At 72.8% G+C, this 16,694-nt stretch carries 15 protein-coding genes; 10 read left to right on the top strand and 5 right to left on the bottom strand.

What is annotated here, in order from left to right; all coding sequences use genetic code 11:
- The first annotated feature begins 52 nt into the window (after positions 1-52).
- From ACFY2L_RS31475 to ACFY2L_RS31505, 7 genes are all read left to right on the top strand, one after another.
- The gene (locus tag ACFY2L_RS31475) at positions 53-358 is read left to right on the top strand and encodes a barstar family protein (RefSeq protein ID WP_390662359.1); all 306 of its coding nucleotides are present in this window, start codon (positions 53-55) and stop codon (positions 356-358) included.
- Between the two features lie 131 nt (positions 359-489).
- The gene (locus tag ACFY2L_RS31480) at positions 490-1,929 is read left to right on the top strand and encodes a GuaB1 family IMP dehydrogenase-related protein (RefSeq protein WP_390824090.1); all 1,440 of its coding nucleotides are present in this window, start codon (positions 490-492) and stop codon (positions 1,927-1,929) included.
- A gap of 314 nt (positions 1,930-2,243) precedes the next feature.
- The gene (locus ACFY2L_RS31485; protein WP_390824057.1) at positions 2,244-3,719 is read left to right on the top strand and encodes an amino acid permease; all 1,476 of its coding nucleotides are present in this window, start codon (positions 2,244-2,246) and stop codon (positions 3,717-3,719) included.
- A 10-nt stretch (positions 3,720-3,729) separates the two neighbouring features.
- A complete protein-coding gene (locus ACFY2L_RS31490) occupies positions 3,730-4,182 on the top strand; it encodes an Lrp/AsnC family transcriptional regulator (RefSeq protein ID WP_390662361.1) in 453 nt (150 codons plus the stop codon).
- A 151-nt stretch (positions 4,183-4,333) separates the two neighbouring features.
- Positions 4,334-5,497: an MFS transporter gene (locus ACFY2L_RS31495; RefSeq protein ID WP_390824091.1), complete on the top strand. Its 1,164-nt coding sequence runs from the start codon at positions 4,334-4,336 to the stop codon at positions 5,495-5,497.
- A gap of 202 nt (positions 5,498-5,699) precedes the next feature.
- Positions 5,700-6,488, top strand: coding sequence for a carbon-nitrogen hydrolase family protein (locus ACFY2L_RS31500; protein ID WP_390662362.1), 789 nt, complete (start codon positions 5,700-5,702; stop codon positions 6,486-6,488).
- A 52-nt stretch (positions 6,489-6,540) separates the two neighbouring features.
- Entirely contained in the window at positions 6,541-8,238 is a 1,698-nt protein-coding gene (locus ACFY2L_RS31505) for a flavin monoamine oxidase family protein (protein WP_390824058.1), read from the top strand.
- A gap of 6 nt (positions 8,239-8,244) precedes the next feature.
- Here ACFY2L_RS31505 and ACFY2L_RS31510 read toward each other — a convergent pair whose 3' ends face one another.
- Positions 8,245-8,925, bottom strand: a complete 681-nt coding sequence (locus ACFY2L_RS31510) for a DUF5995 family protein (protein WP_390824092.1) — start codon at positions 8,923-8,925, stop codon at positions 8,245-8,247.
- Positions 8,926-9,061: 136 nt separating this feature from the next.
- Between ACFY2L_RS31510 and ACFY2L_RS31515 the strand changes: the two genes are divergently transcribed.
- On the top strand, positions 9,062-10,168 hold the full coding sequence (locus tag ACFY2L_RS31515; protein WP_390824059.1) for a glycoside hydrolase family 6 protein: 1,107 nt from the start codon (positions 9,062-9,064) through the stop codon (positions 10,166-10,168).
- On the opposite strand, the gene ACFY2L_RS31520 is transcribed toward ACFY2L_RS31515, so the two are convergent.
- A complete protein-coding gene (locus tag ACFY2L_RS31520) occupies positions 10,147-11,526 on the bottom strand; it encodes a uracil-xanthine permease family protein (protein WP_390662366.1) in 1,380 nt (459 codons plus the stop codon). The two genes, ACFY2L_RS31515 and ACFY2L_RS31520, sit on opposite strands and share 22 nt — an antisense overlap.
- Before the next feature lie 157 nt (positions 11,527-11,683).
- Here ACFY2L_RS31520 and ACFY2L_RS31525 point away from each other — a divergent pair, with 157 nt between their 5' ends.
- Positions 11,684-12,142: an acyl-CoA thioesterase gene (locus ACFY2L_RS31525; protein WP_390662367.1), complete on the top strand. Its 459-nt coding sequence runs from the start codon at positions 11,684-11,686 to the stop codon at positions 12,140-12,142.
- Here ACFY2L_RS31525 and ACFY2L_RS31530 read toward each other — a convergent pair.
- The gene (locus ACFY2L_RS31530; protein ID WP_390824060.1) at positions 12,102-13,313 is read right to left on the bottom strand and encodes an MFS transporter; all 1,212 of its coding nucleotides are present in this window, start codon (positions 13,311-13,313) and stop codon (positions 12,102-12,104) included. The two genes, ACFY2L_RS31525 and ACFY2L_RS31530, sit on opposite strands and share 41 nt — an antisense overlap.
- A 125-nt stretch (positions 13,314-13,438) precedes the next feature.
- On the opposite strand from ACFY2L_RS31530, the gene ACFY2L_RS31535 reads away from it, so the two are divergent.
- Positions 13,439-14,659 (top strand): ROK family transcriptional regulator, encoded by a 1,221-nt coding sequence (locus ACFY2L_RS31535; RefSeq protein ID WP_390662369.1) that lies wholly within the window; start codon positions 13,439-13,441, stop codon positions 14,657-14,659.
- Positions 14,660-14,799: 140 nt separating this feature from the next.
- Here ACFY2L_RS31535 and ACFY2L_RS31540 read toward each other — a convergent pair whose 3' ends face one another.
- Positions 14,800-15,549, bottom strand: a complete 750-nt coding sequence (locus tag ACFY2L_RS31540) for an SDR family oxidoreductase (RefSeq protein WP_390824061.1) — start codon at positions 15,547-15,549, stop codon at positions 14,800-14,802.
- 96 nt (positions 15,550-15,645) lie between these two features.
- Entirely contained in the window at positions 15,646-16,530 is an 885-nt protein-coding gene (locus ACFY2L_RS31545) for an RNA polymerase sigma-70 factor (RefSeq protein ID WP_390824062.1), read from the bottom strand.
- Positions 16,531-16,694: the final 164 nt, after the last annotated feature.

The raw sequence follows: 16,694 nt of genomic DNA on the forward strand, positions 1-16,694 counted from the left end.
CACGGCCGTCCCCCTCACGCCGTAACGACGACTCGCTCAGGACGGTGCCCGGATGACCGAGCATGTGCTCACGCTGGACCTCGACGGGGTCATGGACAAGGCGGCGCTGATGGACCGCTGTGTCCGGGACCTGGAGTTGCCCGACTGGTTCGGCCGCAACTGGGACGCCCTCGCGGACAGTCTCACCGACCTGCCGGACGGACCCGAGGCGGGACCGGTGCTGGTCGTCGTACGGAACTGGCAGCCGTACGCGAAGGTGCGGCCGGAGGAGTGGGAGATCGCGCAGGAGGTCTTCTCGTCGGCCGCGAACCACGTGCCGGCGCTCTCCGTCGTGCTCGCTCTCGGAGGATCCTCCTAACAGCCCTGTGAGCTGCTTGGATGTTCTGTCCGGCCACTGCGTCGCGGTCGTCATGGGAGAATGAAGTACGTGCTCTTCCCCCTGGCTGACCTGTCAGGGGGTCACCTCTGATCGACTGGGATGTGCAGCACGTGCGTTTCCTCAACGACATCCAGCCCGCCTACGACCTGACCTACGACGACGTCTTCATGGTGCCGAGCCGCAGCGCGGTCGGATCGCGTCAGGACGTGGACCTCTCCTCCCCGGACGGCACGGGCACCACGATTCCGCTGGTCGTCGCCAACATGACGGCCGTCGCCGGCCGCCGGATGGCCGAGACCGTGGCCCGGCGCGGCGGACTCGTCGTGATCCCGCAGGACATCCCGATCGACGTCGTGACCGACGTCGTCAGCTGGGTCAAGAGCCGTGACCTGGTCCTGGACACCCCGATCGTGCTCGCCCCGCACCAGACCGTCGCCGACGCCCTCTCACTGCTGCCCAAGCGCGCGCACAACGCGGGCGTCGTCGTCGACGAGGACTTCCGGCCGGTCGGTGTCGTCACCGACCGGGACCTCAGCGGAGTCGACCGCTTCACGCAGCTCGAGGTCGTCATGTCCCGAGACCTGCTGCTCCTCGACGCCGACATCGACCCGCGCGAGGCCTTCAACACCCTCGACGCGGCCAACCGCCGGTACGCCCCGGCCGTCCACAAGGACGGCAAGCTCGCCGGCATCCTGACCCGCAAGGGCGCCCTGCGCGCCACGCTGTACACGCCGGCCACCGACGCGCGGGGCAAGCTGCGCATCGCCGCCGCCGTCGGCATCAACGGCGACGTGGCGGGCAAGGCCAAGCAGCTGCTGGACGCGGGCGTCGACACGCTCGTCATCGACACGGCACACGGCCACCAGGAGTCGATGATCAACGCCATCCGGACCGTGCGGGCACTGGACCCGAGGGTGCCGATCGCCGCCGGCAACATCGTCGCCGCCGAGGGCGTCAAGGACCTCGTCGAGGCGGGTGCCGACATCATCAAGGTGGGCGTCGGCCCCGGCGCCATGTGCACCACCCGCATGATGACCGGCGTCGGCCGCCCGCAGTTCTCGGCGGTCCTGGAGTGCGCCGCCGAGGCCAGGAAGTACGGCAAGCACGTCTGGGCCGACGGCGGTGTCCGGCACCCCCGTGACGTCGCCATGGCGCTGGCCGCGGGCGCGTCCAACGTGATGGTCGGCTCCTGGTTCGCGGGCACCTACGAGTCGCCGGGCGACCTCCAGCACGACGCGGACGGCCGCCCGTACAAGGAGTCCTTCGGCATGGCCTCCGCGCGCGCCGTGCGCAACCGCACGTCGGAGGAGTCGGCCTACGACCGCGCCCGCAAGGCGCTGTTCGAGGAGGGCATCTCCACCTCCCGGATGTTCCTCGACCCGGCCCGGCCGGGCGTCGAGGACCTGATCGACTCGATCATCGCGGGCGTCCGCTCCTCGTGCACCTACGCCGGCGCGGGCTCCCTCGAGGAGTTCGCCGAGAAGGCCGTCGTGGGCATCCAGAGCGCGGCCGGATACGCGGAGGGCAAGCCCTTGCACGCCAGCTGGTAGCCCATCGGCCGAACCGGGCGGGGCCGTCCGTCCGCCGCGGGCCGCCGCGGGCCGGCGAGGGCCGGCCGCGCACTTCCCGCGCCCTTTCGAGGGTGCGTTAAGACGGCCTGCAACGAAAAGCGCGCCTTCGTGCCGTGAACGCAACGATCTTGCGTGGGTGCGCAAGGTTGCAACATTACGACCGCTACGTCCCTGCTCATAGGGTCGTGCGCTGTACGTGGCGTGGCGGGGACCCCGCTCGGTGGGTTCCTGTCTGCGCAGGTGTGCCCGCCGGTCCCCCTCGCGTCGAGAGGCACCGACGAAGGAGTCAGCGCGTGCTCGACCAAAGCGCACCCCCGAAAGACCGCACCCAGGCCGCCCCGCCGTCCCAGGGGCTCGGCGCGCGCCTCATGCGGCGCAAGCCCGTGGAACACCTGGTCGCCGAGGGCGGCCAGGGTGAGGGAGGGGCGCTGAGGCGTTCCCTCGGGCTGTGGCAGCTCACCATGATCAGCATCGGGGCGACGCTCGGCACGGGCATCTTCGTCGTCCTCGGCGAGGCCGTCCCCAAGGCCGGCCCCGCCGTCACACTCTCGTTCGTGATCGCCGGTCTCACGGCGCTCTTCTCGGCCCTGTCCTACGCCGAGCTGGCCGGCACCATCCCGGTCGCCGGATCCTCGTACTCGTACGCGTACGCAACGATGGGTGAACTGATCGCCTGGGTCTGCGGCTGGTGTCTGGTCCTGGAGTACGGCGTCTCGGTCGCCGCCGTGGCGGTCGGCTGGGGCGAGTACCTCAACGAGCTGCTCGACGGGACCCTGGGCGTCACCATCCCGGACGCCCTGTCGGCACCGCCCGGCGACGGGGGCGTCTTCAACCTCCCGGCCCTGATCGTCGTCATGCTCGCGATGGCCTTCCTGCTGGGCGGGGCCCGGGAGTCCGCGCGCGCCAACACCGTGATGGTGGCCGTCAAGATCGCCGCACTGGTGCTGTTCTGCGCCATCGGCGTCCAGGGCTTCCGCTCCGGCAACTACGAGAACTTCATGCCGCTGGGCATGGCGGGCGTCAGCGCGGCCGGCGCCACGCTGTTCTTCTCGTACATCGGCTTCGACGCCGCGTCCACGGCCGGCGAGGAGGCGAAGGACGCGCAGCGCGATCTGCCGCGGGCCATCATGCTCTCGCTCGTCATCGTCACCGCGCTGTACGTCCTCGTCGCGGCCGTGGCCGTCGGCGCCAAGCCCTGGCAGCGGTTCGGGGACTCCGAGGCCGCACTGGCGCAGATCATGCGCGAGGTGACCGGACAGGGCTTCTGGGGAACCCTGCTCGCCTTCTGCGCGGTCATCGCCATCGCGAGCGTCGTCCTGACCGTGCTGTACGGCCAGACCCGCATCCTCTTCGCCATGTCCCGGGACGGGCTGGTGCCCAAGGTGTTCGCCAAGGTCCACCCGAAGACCGGTACGCCCCGCGCCAACACGCTGATCGTCTCCCTGTTCTGCGGCGTCCTCGCCGCGGCCATCCCGCTGGGCCAGCTGGCCGACGCCACCAGCATCGGCACGCTGTTCGCCTTCGCGCTGGTCAACGTGGCCGTCGTGGTGCTGCGCCGGACCCGTCCGGAGATGCCCCGCACCTTCCGGGTGCCGCTCTCACCGGTCCTGCCGGCCCTGGGCTTCGGCTTCTGCGTGTGGATGATGGGCAGCCTCTCGGCCGTCACCTGGGTGGTCTTCGGAGTCTGGATGGCCGTCGGCCTCGTGTTCTACTTCGTGTACGGCCACCGCCGCTCCCGACTCGCCACCCCCGCACCAGCTGAGAAGTGATCAACCGACCGTGCTGAACGATCTCGACGAACGCATCGTGCACGCCCTCGCCGAGGACGCCCGCCGCTCCTACGCGGACATCGGGCACCTGGTCGGCCTGTCCGCGCCCGCCGTGAAGCGGCGCGTGGACCGGCTGCGGGCCACCGGAGCCATCACCGGATTCACCGTACGGGTGGATCCGGCGGCCCTCGGCTGGGAGACCGAGGGGTTCGTCGAGATCTACTGCCGGCGCAACACCTCCCCGGAGACCATCCAGCGGGGCCTGGAGCGCTACCAGGAGGTCGTGGCCGCCTCCACCGTCACCGGGGACGCCGACGCGGTCGCCCAGGTCTTCGCCGCGGACATGCGCCACTTCGAACGCGTCCTGGAACGCATCGCGGGCGAGCCCTTCGTGGAACGGACGAAGTCGGTGCTGGTGCTGTCCCCGCTGCTGAGGCGCTTCTCCTCGGGCTCTCCCACCTGACCCGCCCCACGCGGCGGCCGGCGAGGCCGGCTCCTCCCTCCAGGGCACCGCGACGGCCGCCGCAATTCGCTGGGCAGCGGGGCAGGCGCTGTCTACCATCGGTGGCATGACCTGGCGACATTGATCCACGACCGGCCCCGGTACTCGTCGACTGACCGCCACGCTGTACGCGTACGCGTTCCTCGACGAGTTCGTGCTGCTCTACCCGGTGTACGCGCTGCTCTTCGCGGACACCGGGCTGTCCGTCGGGCAGATCTCCTCGCTCTTCGTGCTGTGGTCCCTGACCGGCGTCCTGCTGGAGGTGCCCTCCGGCGCCTGGGCCGACGCCGTCTCCCGACGGGTACTGCTGTGGCTCGGCCCGCTGCTGGGCGCCGCGGGCTTCGCCCTGTGGGTGCTCGTCCCCTCGTACGCGTCCTTCGCGGCCGGCTTCGTCCTGTGGGGCGCGCGCGGCGCGCTGGGCTCCGGTGCGCTGGAGGCCCTGGTCTACGAGGAGCTGCGGCGGCTCGGCGCCGAGGGCCGGTACGCCCGGGTGATGGGCCGCGCCCACGCCGTCGGGCAGGCCGCCGCGATGGCCGCCATGGGCCTGGCGGGCCCGGTCTTCGCGTACGGCGGTCATCCGGCCGTCGGCGCGGCCAGCGTGCTGGCCTGTCTGCTCTGCGCCGCGACCGCGACGCGCTTCCCCGAGCACCGCGCCCCCGCCACCGGGGGCGAGGGCGGGGACGAGGACGACGGCACCGGCTGGGCCGCGACCCTGCGGGCCGGACTCGGCGAGGCCCGCCGGGACCGCTCGGTCCGCGGTGCCCTGCTGCTCGTGCCGGCCGTCGCCGCGGTCTGGGGCGCTCTCGACGAGTACACCTCGCTGCTGGCCCGGGACACCGGAATCCCGGACGCGGCCGTCCCCTACCTGCTGATGCTGATCTGGGCCGGCGTCACGGCCGGCAGCCTGCTGGCCGGGCCCGCCGAGCGGCTGGGCCGGACCGGGTTCGCCGCGCTGCTCACGGCGTCCGCGCTCGCCCTCGCGGCCGGCGCCCTGACCCGGACGCCCGCCGGGTTCGCTCTCGTCGCCCTCGCCTTCGGCGGCTTCCAGCTGGCCACCGTGCTGGCCGACGTCCGCCTCCAGCACCGCATCCAGGAGGGCGGCCGGGCCACCCTCACCTCGGTCGCGAGCCTGGGCACGGAGGCGGTGACCATCGGCGTCTACGGCACCTACGCCCTCCTCGCCGCCACGGGCGGCCACGCCCTGGCCTTCGCGCTGTGCGCGGTGCCGTACCTGGTCACGGCGACGGCCGTGGCCCGGGGAGGGAAACGGGGATGAGGCGGAAGAAAGCGGGGGCGGAAGAGCCGGGGGCGGGGGCGGAAGGGAGCGGGGGTGAGGGTGCGCAACGAATCGCCGCCGGACGCCCGTGGCACGCAACGATCCGCTCATCGGCGCGCAACGGCTCCTTCTTGTCCGGCCCGCGCGGCCGACCGTACCTTCTAGGAGACCCCGAACCCCCTCGTACCGGTGAGGATCCCGCATGCGCACAGCCCTGCTCCAGAGCTCCGGCCGCCCCGGCTCGGTCGTCGAGAACCTCAAGGTCCTCGACGAGGCCGCGGGCCGCGCCGCCGCCGCCGGCGCCGGGCTGCTCGTCGCGCCGGAGATGTTCCTCACCGGGTACGCGATCGGCGACGACATCGCCCGGCTCGCCGAGCCCGCCGACGGCGACTCCGCGGACGCGGTCGCCGAGCTGGCCGCCCGGCACGGGGTGGCGCTCGTCTACGGCTACCCGGAGCGGTCCGGCGAGACGGTCCACAACTCCGCGCAGCTGATCTCCGCCGACGGGACCCGTCTCGCCAACTACCGCAAGACCCACCTCTTCGGCTGCTTCGAGCGCGACCACTTCACGCCGGGGGAGCAGCCGGTCGTCCAGGCCGAGCTGGGCGGCCTCACCGTCGGCCTCATGATCTGCTACGACGTCGAGTTCCCGGAGAACGTCCGGGCCCACGCCCTGGCCGGCACGGACCTCCTCGTCGTCCCGACCGCGCAGATGCACCCCTTCCAGTTCGTCGCCGAGTCGGTGATCCCGGTGCGCGCCTTCGAGAGCCAGATGTACGTCGCCTACGTCAACCGGGTCGGCCAGGAGGGCGAGTTCGAGTTCGTCGGGCTCTCCACGCTCGCCGGTCCCGACGGGGTCGCCCGCGCCCGGGCGGGACGCGGTGAGGAACTGGTCCTCGCCGACGCCGACCCGGTCCTGCTCGCCGCCTCCCGCGAGGCCAACCCGTACCTGAAGGACCGCCGCCCCGGCCTCTACGGGTCCCTGGTCTGAACCCCCGCCCTTCCCTGACGCAGTTTTCTTTGTCGCAAGGAGTCCGTACCCCATGACGTCCACGGTGCCCAACGCCGTCGAGCACGCAGACGAGCAGCAGCCGCCGATCACCATGTTCGGCCCGGACTTCCCGTACGCGTACGACGACTTCCTCGCCCATCCGGCGGGGCTCGGCCAGATTCCGGCGACCGAGCACGGCAGCGAGGTCGCCGTCATCGGCGGCGGACTGTCGGGCATCGTCGCCGCCTACGAGCTCATGAAGATGGGCCTCAAGCCGGTCGTGTACGAGGCCGACCGGATCGGCGGGCGGCTGCGGACCGTCGGCTTCGACGGCTGCGACCCCTCCCTCACCGCCGAGATGGGCGCGATGCGCTTCCCGCCCTCCTCCACGGCCCTCCAGCACTACATCGACCTGGTGGGCCTGGAGACCCGGCCCTTCCCCAACCCCCTTGCGGAGGCGACCCCTTCGACGGTCGTCGACCTCAAGGGCGAGTCGTACTACGCCGAGACGATCGACGACCTGCCGCAGGTCTACCGCGATGTCGCCGAGGCCTGGAACAAGTGCCTCGAAGAAGGCGCCGACTTCTCGGACATGAACCGCGCGATGCGCGAGCGGGACGTGCCGCGCATCCGCGAGATCTGGGCGAGGCTCGTCGAGAAGCTCGACAACCAGACCTTCTACGGCTTCCTCTGCGACTCCGAGGCGTTCAAGTCCTTCCGGCACCGCGAGATCTTCGGCCAGGTCGGCTTCGGCACGGGCGGCTGGGACACGGACTTCCCGAACTCCATCCTGGAGATCCTGCGTGTCGTCTACACCGAGGCCGACGACCACCACCGCGGCATCGTCGGCGGCAGCCAGCAGCTCCCGCTGCGGCTCTGGGAGCGCGAGCCGGAGAAGATCGTCCACTGGGCCCGGGGCACCTCGCTCGCGAGCCTGCACGAGGGCGGCGAGCCCCGCCCGGCCGTGACCCGGCTGCACCGCACCGCGGGCAACCGGATCACGGTGACGGACGCGAACGGCGACATCCGCACGTACCAGGCGGCGATCTTCACCGCCCAGTCCTGGATGCTGCTCTCCAAGATCGCCTGCGACGACTCGCTCTTCCCGATCGACCACTGGACGGCGATCGAGCGCACCCACTACATGGAGTCCAGCAAGCTCTTCGTGCCCGTGGACCGGCCGTTCTGGCTGGACAAGGACGAGGAGACGGGCCGCGACGTCATGTCGATGACGCTCACCGACCGCATGACCCGCGGCACGTACCTCCTGGACGACGGTCCGGACAAGCCGGCCGTCATCTGCCTCTCGTACACGTGGTGCGACGACAGCCTGAAGTGGCTGCCGCTGTCCGCGAACGAGCGGATGGAGGTCATGCTGAAGTCGCTCGGCGAGATCTATCCGAACGTCGACATCAGGAAGCACGTCATCGGCAACCCGGTGACCGTCTCCTGGGAGAACGAGCCCTACTTCATGGGCGCGTTCAAGGCCAACCTGCCCGGCCACTACCGCTACCAGCGGCGTCTGTTCACCCACTTCATGCAGGACCGGCTGCCCGCCGACAAGCGGGGCATCTTCCTGGCCGGCGACGACATCTCCTGGACGGCGGGCTGGGCCGAGGGCGCCGTGCAGACCGCGCTGAACGCCGTCTGGGGCGTCATGCACCACTTCGGCGGCGCGACGGACGCGACCAACCCGGGCCCGGGCGACGTGTACGACGAGATCGCGCCGGTGGAACTGCCGGAGGACTGACGGCGCTCACAGCGGTGTGAGCAGCATGCGGCCCGCGAAGCCGACCGCCGTGTCGAGGCGTTCGGTGAACTCCTCGGCGACGTCCGGGAGCCGGCGCAGGGCCCACAGCGCCCGGGCCGCCGTCCAGGTGGCGTCCCGGGCGCGCTCCAGACTCCACGAGCCGAGCAGATGGGTGAGCGGATCGGCGAGCTGGAGCAGGTCGGGGCCCGGCATCAGCTCCTCGCGGATGCGTTCCTCCAGCGCGACCAGGAGGTCGCCCACCCGGTCGTACTCGTCCTCCAGGTCGGCCGGTTCGCAGCCGAGGCCACGACAGGCGTCCACGACGGCGAGCGCCAGGTCGTGCCCGATGTGCGCGTTGATGCCCGCGAGCGCGAACTGCAGCGGACGTACGCCGGGATGGCGGCGCATCTGGAACAGCGGGCGCCAGCAGGCCGGGGGGCGCCGGTCGGCCGTGGCCGCGTCCACCGCGGCCAGGTAGCGGTCCGCGAACAGGACGTCCAGCGTGCGCGCGGCCCCCGCGTCCGTGAACCCGCCCGTGTCGATCCGCCGGCCGACCTCCCGGGTCACGGCAAGGTAGACCCGGTTGAAGACCGCCACCCCGTCGTGGGGCGGCAGGACCGCGTCGAGGGCGCGCATCCGGGCGAGCACGTCGGGCACGTCCGTGTCGAGAGCCCGGTGCGGGGCCATGTCTACGGTAGGGGTGAACTGTTCCCATTGCGGCATGGGGGAAGGGTCCCAGCCCTGGGCCGGCCCGCGCGCCGGCGAGCCCGGCGCTTCCCCGGAACGGGGGAACGGGCCTGTCACGCGGGAAGGGGACAGCACGGTGTCGGGGTCACACGAGCGGCGGGTCACACGGCGCGGTGTCCGGGTCGCGGCCGCCTCGGCGGCCGTCGCGCTGGGCATCGCCGCCGCGGCGACGGCCGTGTTCGGCGGGGGAGACGGCGGACCGGAGGACCCGAGGCGGGCCGGGGCGCGGGAGAGCGCGTCGGTCGTGTCCGCGGCGCCCTCTCCGGCGCCGTCGAGCGGCCCGGCGACCCCGAGCGCCCCGCCGTCGCGGCCCGTGCCCACCGAGTCCCCGCGCCTCTACCGCCATCCCGACTCCCAGGTCCTCGAATGGGTCCGCACCCATCCCGGCGACCCGCGCCGCCCCGTCATCGAGTCCCGGATCGCGAGCCGGCCGACGGCCGTGTGGTTCACCGAGTACGCGCCCGGCACGGTCACCTCACGGGTCCGCGCGGTCACCTCGGCCGCCGCGGCGCAGGACCGGGTGCCCGTCCTCGTGGCGTACGCGATCCCGGACCGCGACTGCGGCGGCGCCTCCGAGGGCGGGGCACCCGACCTGGACGCCTACGACGGCTGGATCGACCGGTTCGCCGCGGGACTCGGCTCCGGCGAGACCGTCGTCATCCTGGAGCCCGACTCGATCGCCCAGGCCGGGTGTCTCCCCGAGGCCCGGCGGGCCGACCGCTTCGCCTCGCTGGCCCGCGCCGGGCGCGTCCTGAAGGCGGCGAACCCCCGGGCCCGCGTCTACTACGACGCAGGCCACTCCGGCTGGAACGCCCCGGAGAAGCAGGCGGCGCTCCTGCGGCAGGCGGGCGCCGCCTCGGCCGACGGCGTCTTCAGCAATGTCTCCAACTTCCGCGGCACGGCCGACGAGAGCGCCTACGACCGGCGCGTCCTGGACGCCCTCGGCGGTCCGCCGGACCTCGGCGCGGTCATCGACACCAGCCGCAACGGGAACGGGGCGCCCCGCGAGGGCGAGTGGTGCGACCCCGCCGGGCGGAGGATCGGCCGCGCACCCACCTTCGCCACCGGCGAGGCGCGCATCGACGCCTACCTGTGGGTGAAGCCGCCCGGGGAGTCCGACGGCTGCCGGGGCGCGGCGGGCGAGTTCAGCCCCTCCTACGCCTACGAGCTCGCCTCGTCGTAGGAGCTGGTGCCCTCGTCCAGGAGCGGTTCCTGCGGCTTGAGGTGGCCCGGGGCGAGGACGCGCAGGGTGTGGTAGCCGGTGACGACGACCAGCGTGCCCAGCGCGATACCGCTGAGCGAGAACGTGTCGGTGAACTTCATCGTCACGTTGCCGACGCCGATGATGATGCCGGCGGCGGCCGGGACCAGGTTCAGCGGGTTGCGCAGGTCGACGCCCGCGTTGAGCCAGATCTGGGCGCCGAGCAGGCCGATCATGCCGTAGAGGATGACGGTGATGCCGCCGAGGACGCCGCCCGGGATCGCGGCCACCACCGCGCCGAACTTGGGGCACAGGCCGAACAGGAGCGCGAAGCCGGCCGCGGCCCAGTAGGCGGCCGTGGAGTAGACGCGGGTCGCGGCCATCACGCCGATGTTCTCGGAGTAGGTGGTGTTGGGCGGGCCGCCCACCGCGGTGGACAGCACCGAGCCGAGGCCGTCGGCCGAGATCGCCGTACCGAGCTTGTCGTCCAGCGGGTCACCGGTCATCTCGCCGACCGCCTTGACGTGTCCGGCGTTCTCCGCGACCAGGGCGATGACGACGGGCAGCGCGACCAGGATCGCCGACCACTGGAAGGCCGGGCCGTGGAAGTCCGGCAGCCCGACCCAGTCGGCCCGTCCGACACCGGAGAGGTCGAGCCGCCAGTGGTCGGTGACCTTGCCGCTCGCGTCGGCCGAGTGGATCCGGCCGAAGATCCGGTCGAAGGCCCAGGAGACGCCGTAACCGAAGACCAGCCCGAGGAAGATCGCGATCCGGGACCAGAAACCGCGCAGACAGACCACCGCCAGAGCGGTGAACAGCATCACCAGCAGGGCCGTCCACTGGTCCTGCGGCCAGTACGTGGAGGCGGTCACCGGGGCGAGGTTGAAGCCGATCAGCATCACGACCGCGCCGGTCACGACCGGCGGCATCGCCACGTGGACGATCCGCGCCCCGAACCGCTGCACGGCCACCCCGACCAGGAACAACGCGACGCCCACGACGAGCACCGCGCCGGTGACGGTCGCGCTCGTGCCGCCCTGCGCCCGGATGACCGCCGCCACGCCCACGAAGGAGAGCGAGCAGCCGAGGTAGCTGGGCACCCGGCCACGGGTCGCGAGCAGGAAGATCACGGTCGCGACGCCGGACATCATGATGGCGAGGTTGGGATCGAGGCCCATCAGGACGGGTGCGACGAAGGACGCCCCGAACATCGCCACCACGTGCTGGGCGCCGAGGCCGGCCGTACGGGGCCAGGAGAGCCGTTCGTCGGGGCGGACCACCGCGCCGGGCGCCGGGGTGCGTCCGTCGCCGTGCAGTTTCCAGCGGACGCCGAGATCCATGGTGTGGGTTTCGCTTTCGTGCGGGTGCGGGTGTTCTTGGGGGTTGGGGGGTTCCTGGTGGGGGTTACCTCTGTCCGGATCATTCTCATGTGAGTGGAGAGGGTGAGCGACCGCTTAGGATAGGTGTCGTTGCCCCATACACCCAGGAGTCCCGCCCGTGACCGCCGAAGCCCCGATCGCCCCCGCCCTGTCGTACGGCCGGCTGATCCCCGTCACCGTCCACTTCGACGACCTGGACGCGCTCGGGCTGCTGCACAACGCCCGCTACCCGCTGATGGTGGAGCGTGCCTGGACCGAGCTGTGCCGGGAGTACGGCGTCCGCTTCGAGGGCGACTGGGCGACGGCCGGCGACGCCTGCAACGCGGTCAGGGAACTGCGCGTCAGCTACGAGGCGCCGGTCACCCGGCCGGGTGCGTACGCCGTCCACCTCTGGGTGGAACGGCTCGGCACCACCGGCCTGACGTACGGCTTCCGGTTCTGCTCGCAGGACGGGACGGTCACGTACGCGCGGGGCACCCGGGTCCTCGTCCGGCTGGACGCGGCGACCATGCGCCCCGCGCCCTGGAGCGAGACCCTCAGGGCCGCGGGTCGGGAACTGCTGCGGCCCGCGGACTGACCTCCGCGCTCCGGCGGCCGCCGGTCCGCAGCACCCCCGCGAACACCACGAGCCCGAACGCGAGCACCGTCACCACGGCGAACGACACCATCAGGCTGGTCGCCTGCGCCACCCCGCCGATCAGGCTCGGGGCGACCAGCCCGGACGTGTAGGTGATCGTCGCGACGCCCGCGATGGCCTGACTGGGGTTCGGCCCGCTGTGCCCGGCCGCCGCGAAGCACAGCGGGACGACGACGGCGATCCCCAGGCCCAGCAGCCCGAACCCGGCCATCGCGACCGCGGGATTCCCGGCGAGCACGATCGACAGCCCGCCCAGCGTGGCGAGAAGGCCGCCCGCCCGGACGGTGCGCACCGCGCCGAAGCGGTTCACCACCGCGTCGCCCGCGATCCGGGCCGCCGCCATCGTGAACATGAAGCCGGTCGTGCAGGCCGCGGCCAGCCCGGCCGACGTCTCCAGCTGGTCGCGCAGATAGACCGCCGACCAGTCCAGGCTCGCGCCCTCCGCGAACACCGCGCAGAACCCGACCGCGCCGATCAGCAGCGCCGAGCGCGGGGGCAGCGCGAACCTCGGGGGCGGCTCCTCGTCCTCGGTGGGCCGCAGGTCCAGCACCCAGTGACAGGCCAGCAGGCCCAGCACGGTGAGGACACCCGCCGCCAGCGCGTGGTGCACGCGTGCGTCGGCGCCCAGGTGCGCGGCGAGCGTGCCGCCCGCCGAGCCGATCAGCGCGCCCGCGCTCCACATGCCGTGCAACCCGGACATGATCGACCTGCCGAGCTGCCGCTCCACCTCCACACCGAGCGCGTTCATCGCCACGTCGGCCGTGCCGGAGGTCGCGCCGTACGTGAACATCGCCAGGCACAGGGTGAGGAGGTTGGGCGCGAGCGCGGGCAGGACCAGCGACAGCGTCCACAGTGCGAGCAGACCGCGCAGGGCCGTACGGCTGCCGTGGCGGTGGGTGATCCGGCCGGCCAGCGGCATCGCGCACGAGGCGCCCAACGCCGTGAAGGCCAGGGCGAAGCCGAGCTGTCCGGCGCTCACTCCGGCGTGGTCCTGGATCCACGGCACACGGGTGGCGAAGGAGCCGGTGACCGCGCCGTGCACGGTGAACACGGCGGCCACGGCGTACCGGGCGCGCCGTACCTCCGTCGGTGCCTGGACCACCTGGCTCATTCTCCCGCCTCCCACGGTTCGGCACCGCCCCGCCGCGATGCCGTCGCAAACTATCAGGAACCCTGCCTGATAAAAAGAGAGTGTTCGGCCGGTCCCGACCGTCCGGCCGTGGGAGGATTCCCCGCATGCCCGCATCCCCGAGCACCGCCCGGGCCCTCAACGACCGGCTCGCCCTGCGGCTGTTGCAGGACGAAGGCCCGTTGACGGCAAGGCGGTTGAAGCAGCTCACCGGCCTGTCCCGGCCGACGGTCGCCGACCTGGTCGAGCGCCTGGCGGCCGCCGGGCTGATCGAGGTCGTGGGAGAGGCGGGGGAGCAGCGGCGCGGACCCAACGCCAAGGTGTACGGCCTGGTCGCCGACCGCGCCCACCTGGCGGCGCTGGACGTGCGCACCGAGGGCGTCGCCGTGCGCGTGTCCGATCTGGTGGGCCGGGTGCTGGCGGAGGCCTCCGTGCCGATCGCCGGCGACGCCGGCACCGGCCCCGCCGTCGAACAGGCGGTGACGCTGGTCGAGCAGGCCGTCAAGGAGGCCGGCGCCGACCGGCTGCACACCGTGGGCATCGGCGCGCCCGGACTGATCGACCCCGCTCTCGGCGAGCTGCGGAACACCACGGGCCTGCCCGAGTGGCACCGCCGCCTGGTGGCCGCACTCCAGGAACGGTTCCCGTACGCGCGCGTGAGCGTCGAGAACGAGACCAACCTCGCCGCCCTCGCCGAACAGCGTGAGGGCGGCGCCCGGGACCGCGCCACCTTCGTCCTGCTCTGGCTCGGCCACGGCACCGGCGCCGCCGTCGTCCTCGACGGCACCCTGCGCCGCGGCGCCTCCGGCGGCACGGGCGAGATCGGCTTCCTGCCGGTGCCGGGCACGACCGGCCTGCCGTCGGCCACGGACTGCGAGGGAGGCTTCCACTCGCTGGCCGGCTCGGCGGCGATCGTGGCCCTGGCGGGCCGGTACGGTCTGACCGCCGTGGCGGAGGGGGACGAGCCGCCTGCGGCGGCGGTGGTGCGGGAGGCGGTACGGGCGACGGGGGCGCGGGACGAGGCTGAGGGCCAGGGCGAGGGTCAGGCCTCGCCCGCCGGCCGGTTCCTGGAGGCCCTCGCCGACCGCCTCGCCCTCGGTGCCGCCTCCGTCGTCGCCGTTCTCGACCCCGGGTGCGTGGTCCTCGGGGGCGAGGTCGGGCAGGCGGGCGGAGAGGAACTGGCCGGGCGGGTCGCGCGGCGGCTCCGGCGCATGACGCCCCTGCCCACCGAGGTCCGGCCGGGCGTCCTGGGCGGCGGCGGTGTCCTGCGCGGAGCACTGCTCACGGCCCGCGAGTCCGCCCAGGAAGACCTGTTCGGGGCGCCCTGACGAGGGGACGAAGGGGCACGCGTGGGCGGTCACGGTCCGGTACGCGCGCCGGCGTTCACAGTCCGGTACGCGCGCGTGCGTTCCGGTTCGGTACGCGCGCGCGTGCGTTCACCGAAGGTATGCGCGTGCCTCGGGCACCCTCACCGGGCGGTGCGCGCGCGGGCCGCCAGGTACTCCTCGAACGTCCTCTTCCCCACCGCCCGCTCCGGCGCCAGGTGACCGCCCGCGCGGAACGCCCGGTAGGCCGCGCCCCACAGCGGCACGTTCACCACCCGGCGCCGCTTGCCGCTCGCCCTCAGATACGCGCGGGCCAGCGACTCGAAGGTACGGACCTCGGGCCCCGCCATGTCCTCGGCGCGCCCCGCCGGCGGGCCGGCCGCCAGCTCCGCGAGCCGGTCGGCGACCTCGGCCACCTCCACCGGCTGGTCGCCGACCCCGGCCGGCAGGAACATCACCGGCACCCTGGCCAGACCCTCGAACAACTGGAGCAGCAGATCGTGGAACTGGGTCGCGCGCAGCACGGTCCAGCCCAGCCCCGACTCCTCCACCAGCTTCTCCACGGCCAGCTTCGCCCGGTAGTAGCCGAACGGCACCCGGTCCACCCCGACGATCGAGATGTAGACCAGGTGCCGTACCCCCGCCTTCCGGGCCGCCTCGATCAGATGCGCCGCCGCCCGCTCGTCGCCCCCGCGCGGGGTGCTCGCGCAGTGCACGACCGTGTCCACACCGGCCAGGGCCTCCTCCAGCCCCGGCCCGCCCTCCCGCAGGTCGACGGCGTACGGCCGGCTGTGCCGGCTCAGCACCCGCACCTCGTGGCCGTCCGCGCGCAGCCGCTCCGTGACGAGCCGGCCGAGGGTTCCGGTGCCACCGGTCACCAGGATCGTGGTCATGCTGTTCAGCCCCTTCGGACGCCGGACGCTCCCGGGTGGAACGTCCTCGTCAGCCGAGACCGGGCAGCCCCCGCGGAATGTGACAGTCCCGCGCGATCACCCGAGCTGACGCCGCACGAAGTCCAGCTTCTCCGGGTTCACCACGGCCCGCACATCCGTGATCCCGTCGTCGCCGCAGTCGAAGGCGAGCGCGGCCAGCAGCGTGTCGCCGTCCCAGCCGAGGACGCCCGGGGCGCCGTTGAGCTCGACGACGGTGAGCGTGACCCCGGCGGCGAAGCCCTTGAACGCGCCGGCCAGGAACCGCAGGACCTTGTCGCGGCCCTCGATCGGCCGCCGTGCCGCGGTGACCCTGCCGCCGCCGTCGCTCCACCACGTCACCTCGGCCGAGAGCGTCCGCTCCAGGGCGGCCAGGTCACCGTCCCGGGCCGCGCTGAGAAAGGAGGCCACCAGTTCCTCGCGCCGCCGGGGGGCGACGTCGAAGCGCCCCTTCCCGACCGCCACCCGCTGCTCCGCCCGGCGGTACAGCTGACGGCAGTTGGCCTCGCTCAGGTCGAGCGCCTCGGAGATCTCCCGGTGGCTGTAGGCGAACGCCTCCCGCAGCACGTACACCGCGCGTTCGGTCGGGGTCAGCCGCTCCAGCAGGACCAGCATCGCGAGCGAGACGGCGTCCCGCTGCTCGGCCGACTCCAGCGGGCCGAGCGTGCCGTCGGAGGTGACGACCGGCTCCGGCAGCCAGGGCCCGGCATAGCTCTCGCGCCGCGCCCGCGCGGAGGTCAGCCGGGTCAGGCAGAGGTTGGTGACGGTCTTCGCGAGCCAGGCCGCCGGGTAGGTGATCGCGGCCCGGTCCGCCCCGCTGAACCGCAGATACGCGTCCTGGACCGTGTCCTCGGCCTCCTCGGCCGAGCCCAGCATCCGGTACGCGAGCCCGAACAGCCGGGGACGGTGGGTCTCGAACTCGTCTGCGGTCGCGGTCGTCGTCATGGGGTCACCCTGCCAGAACCCCGAGGTGGGAGCGGTGGGACCCCGGCATGGGGAGGCCCGGCGACGGGCAAGGGCCGTCGTCACCGCCGCCGGACCGCACCCGTCGACCCTAAGAGGACTAGACCAATAGGTCAATAGGTCTGGATCAAGCGTCAGATCCGCTC

It is taken from the genome of Streptomyces sp. NPDC001381 (assembly GCF_042895685.1).
In the GTDB taxonomy this organism is placed as follows: Bacteria; Actinomycetota; Actinomycetes; order Streptomycetales; family Streptomycetaceae; genus Streptomyces.

What these genes read in the sequence shown, in the direction of transcription:
- ACFY2L_RS31475 (WP_390662359.1), top strand. Translation starts at nt 53, where the DNA reads ATGACCGAGCATGTGCTCACGCTGGACCTCGACGGGGTCATGGACAAG.
- ACFY2L_RS31500 (WP_390662362.1), top strand. Translation starts at nt 5,700, where the DNA reads ATGCGCACAGCCCTGCTCCAGAGCTCCGGCCGCCCCGGCTCGGTCGTC.
- ACFY2L_RS31505 (WP_390824058.1), top strand. Translation starts at nt 6,541, where the DNA reads ATGACGTCCACGGTGCCCAACGCCGTCGAGCACGCAGACGAGCAGCAG.
- ACFY2L_RS31510 (WP_390824092.1), bottom strand. Translation starts at nt 8,925, where the DNA reads ATGGCCCCGCACCGGGCTCTCGACACGGACGTGCCCGACGTGCTCGCC.
- ACFY2L_RS31520 (WP_390662366.1), bottom strand. Translation starts at nt 11,526, where the DNA reads ATGGATCTCGGCGTCCGCTGGAAACTGCACGGCGACGGACGCACCCCG.
- ACFY2L_RS31530 (WP_390824060.1), bottom strand. Translation starts at nt 13,313, where the DNA reads ATGAGCCAGGTGGTCCAGGCACCGACGGAGGTACGGCGCGCCCGGTAC.
- ACFY2L_RS31535 (WP_390662369.1), top strand. Translation starts at nt 13,439, where the DNA reads ATGCCCGCATCCCCGAGCACCGCCCGGGCCCTCAACGACCGGCTCGCC.
- ACFY2L_RS31540 (WP_390824061.1), bottom strand. Translation starts at nt 15,549, where the DNA reads ATGACCACGATCCTGGTGACCGGTGGCACCGGAACCCTCGGCCGGCTC.
- ACFY2L_RS31545 (WP_390824062.1), bottom strand. Translation starts at nt 16,530, where the DNA reads ATGACGACGACCGCGACCGCAGACGAGTTCGAGACCCACCGTCCCCGG.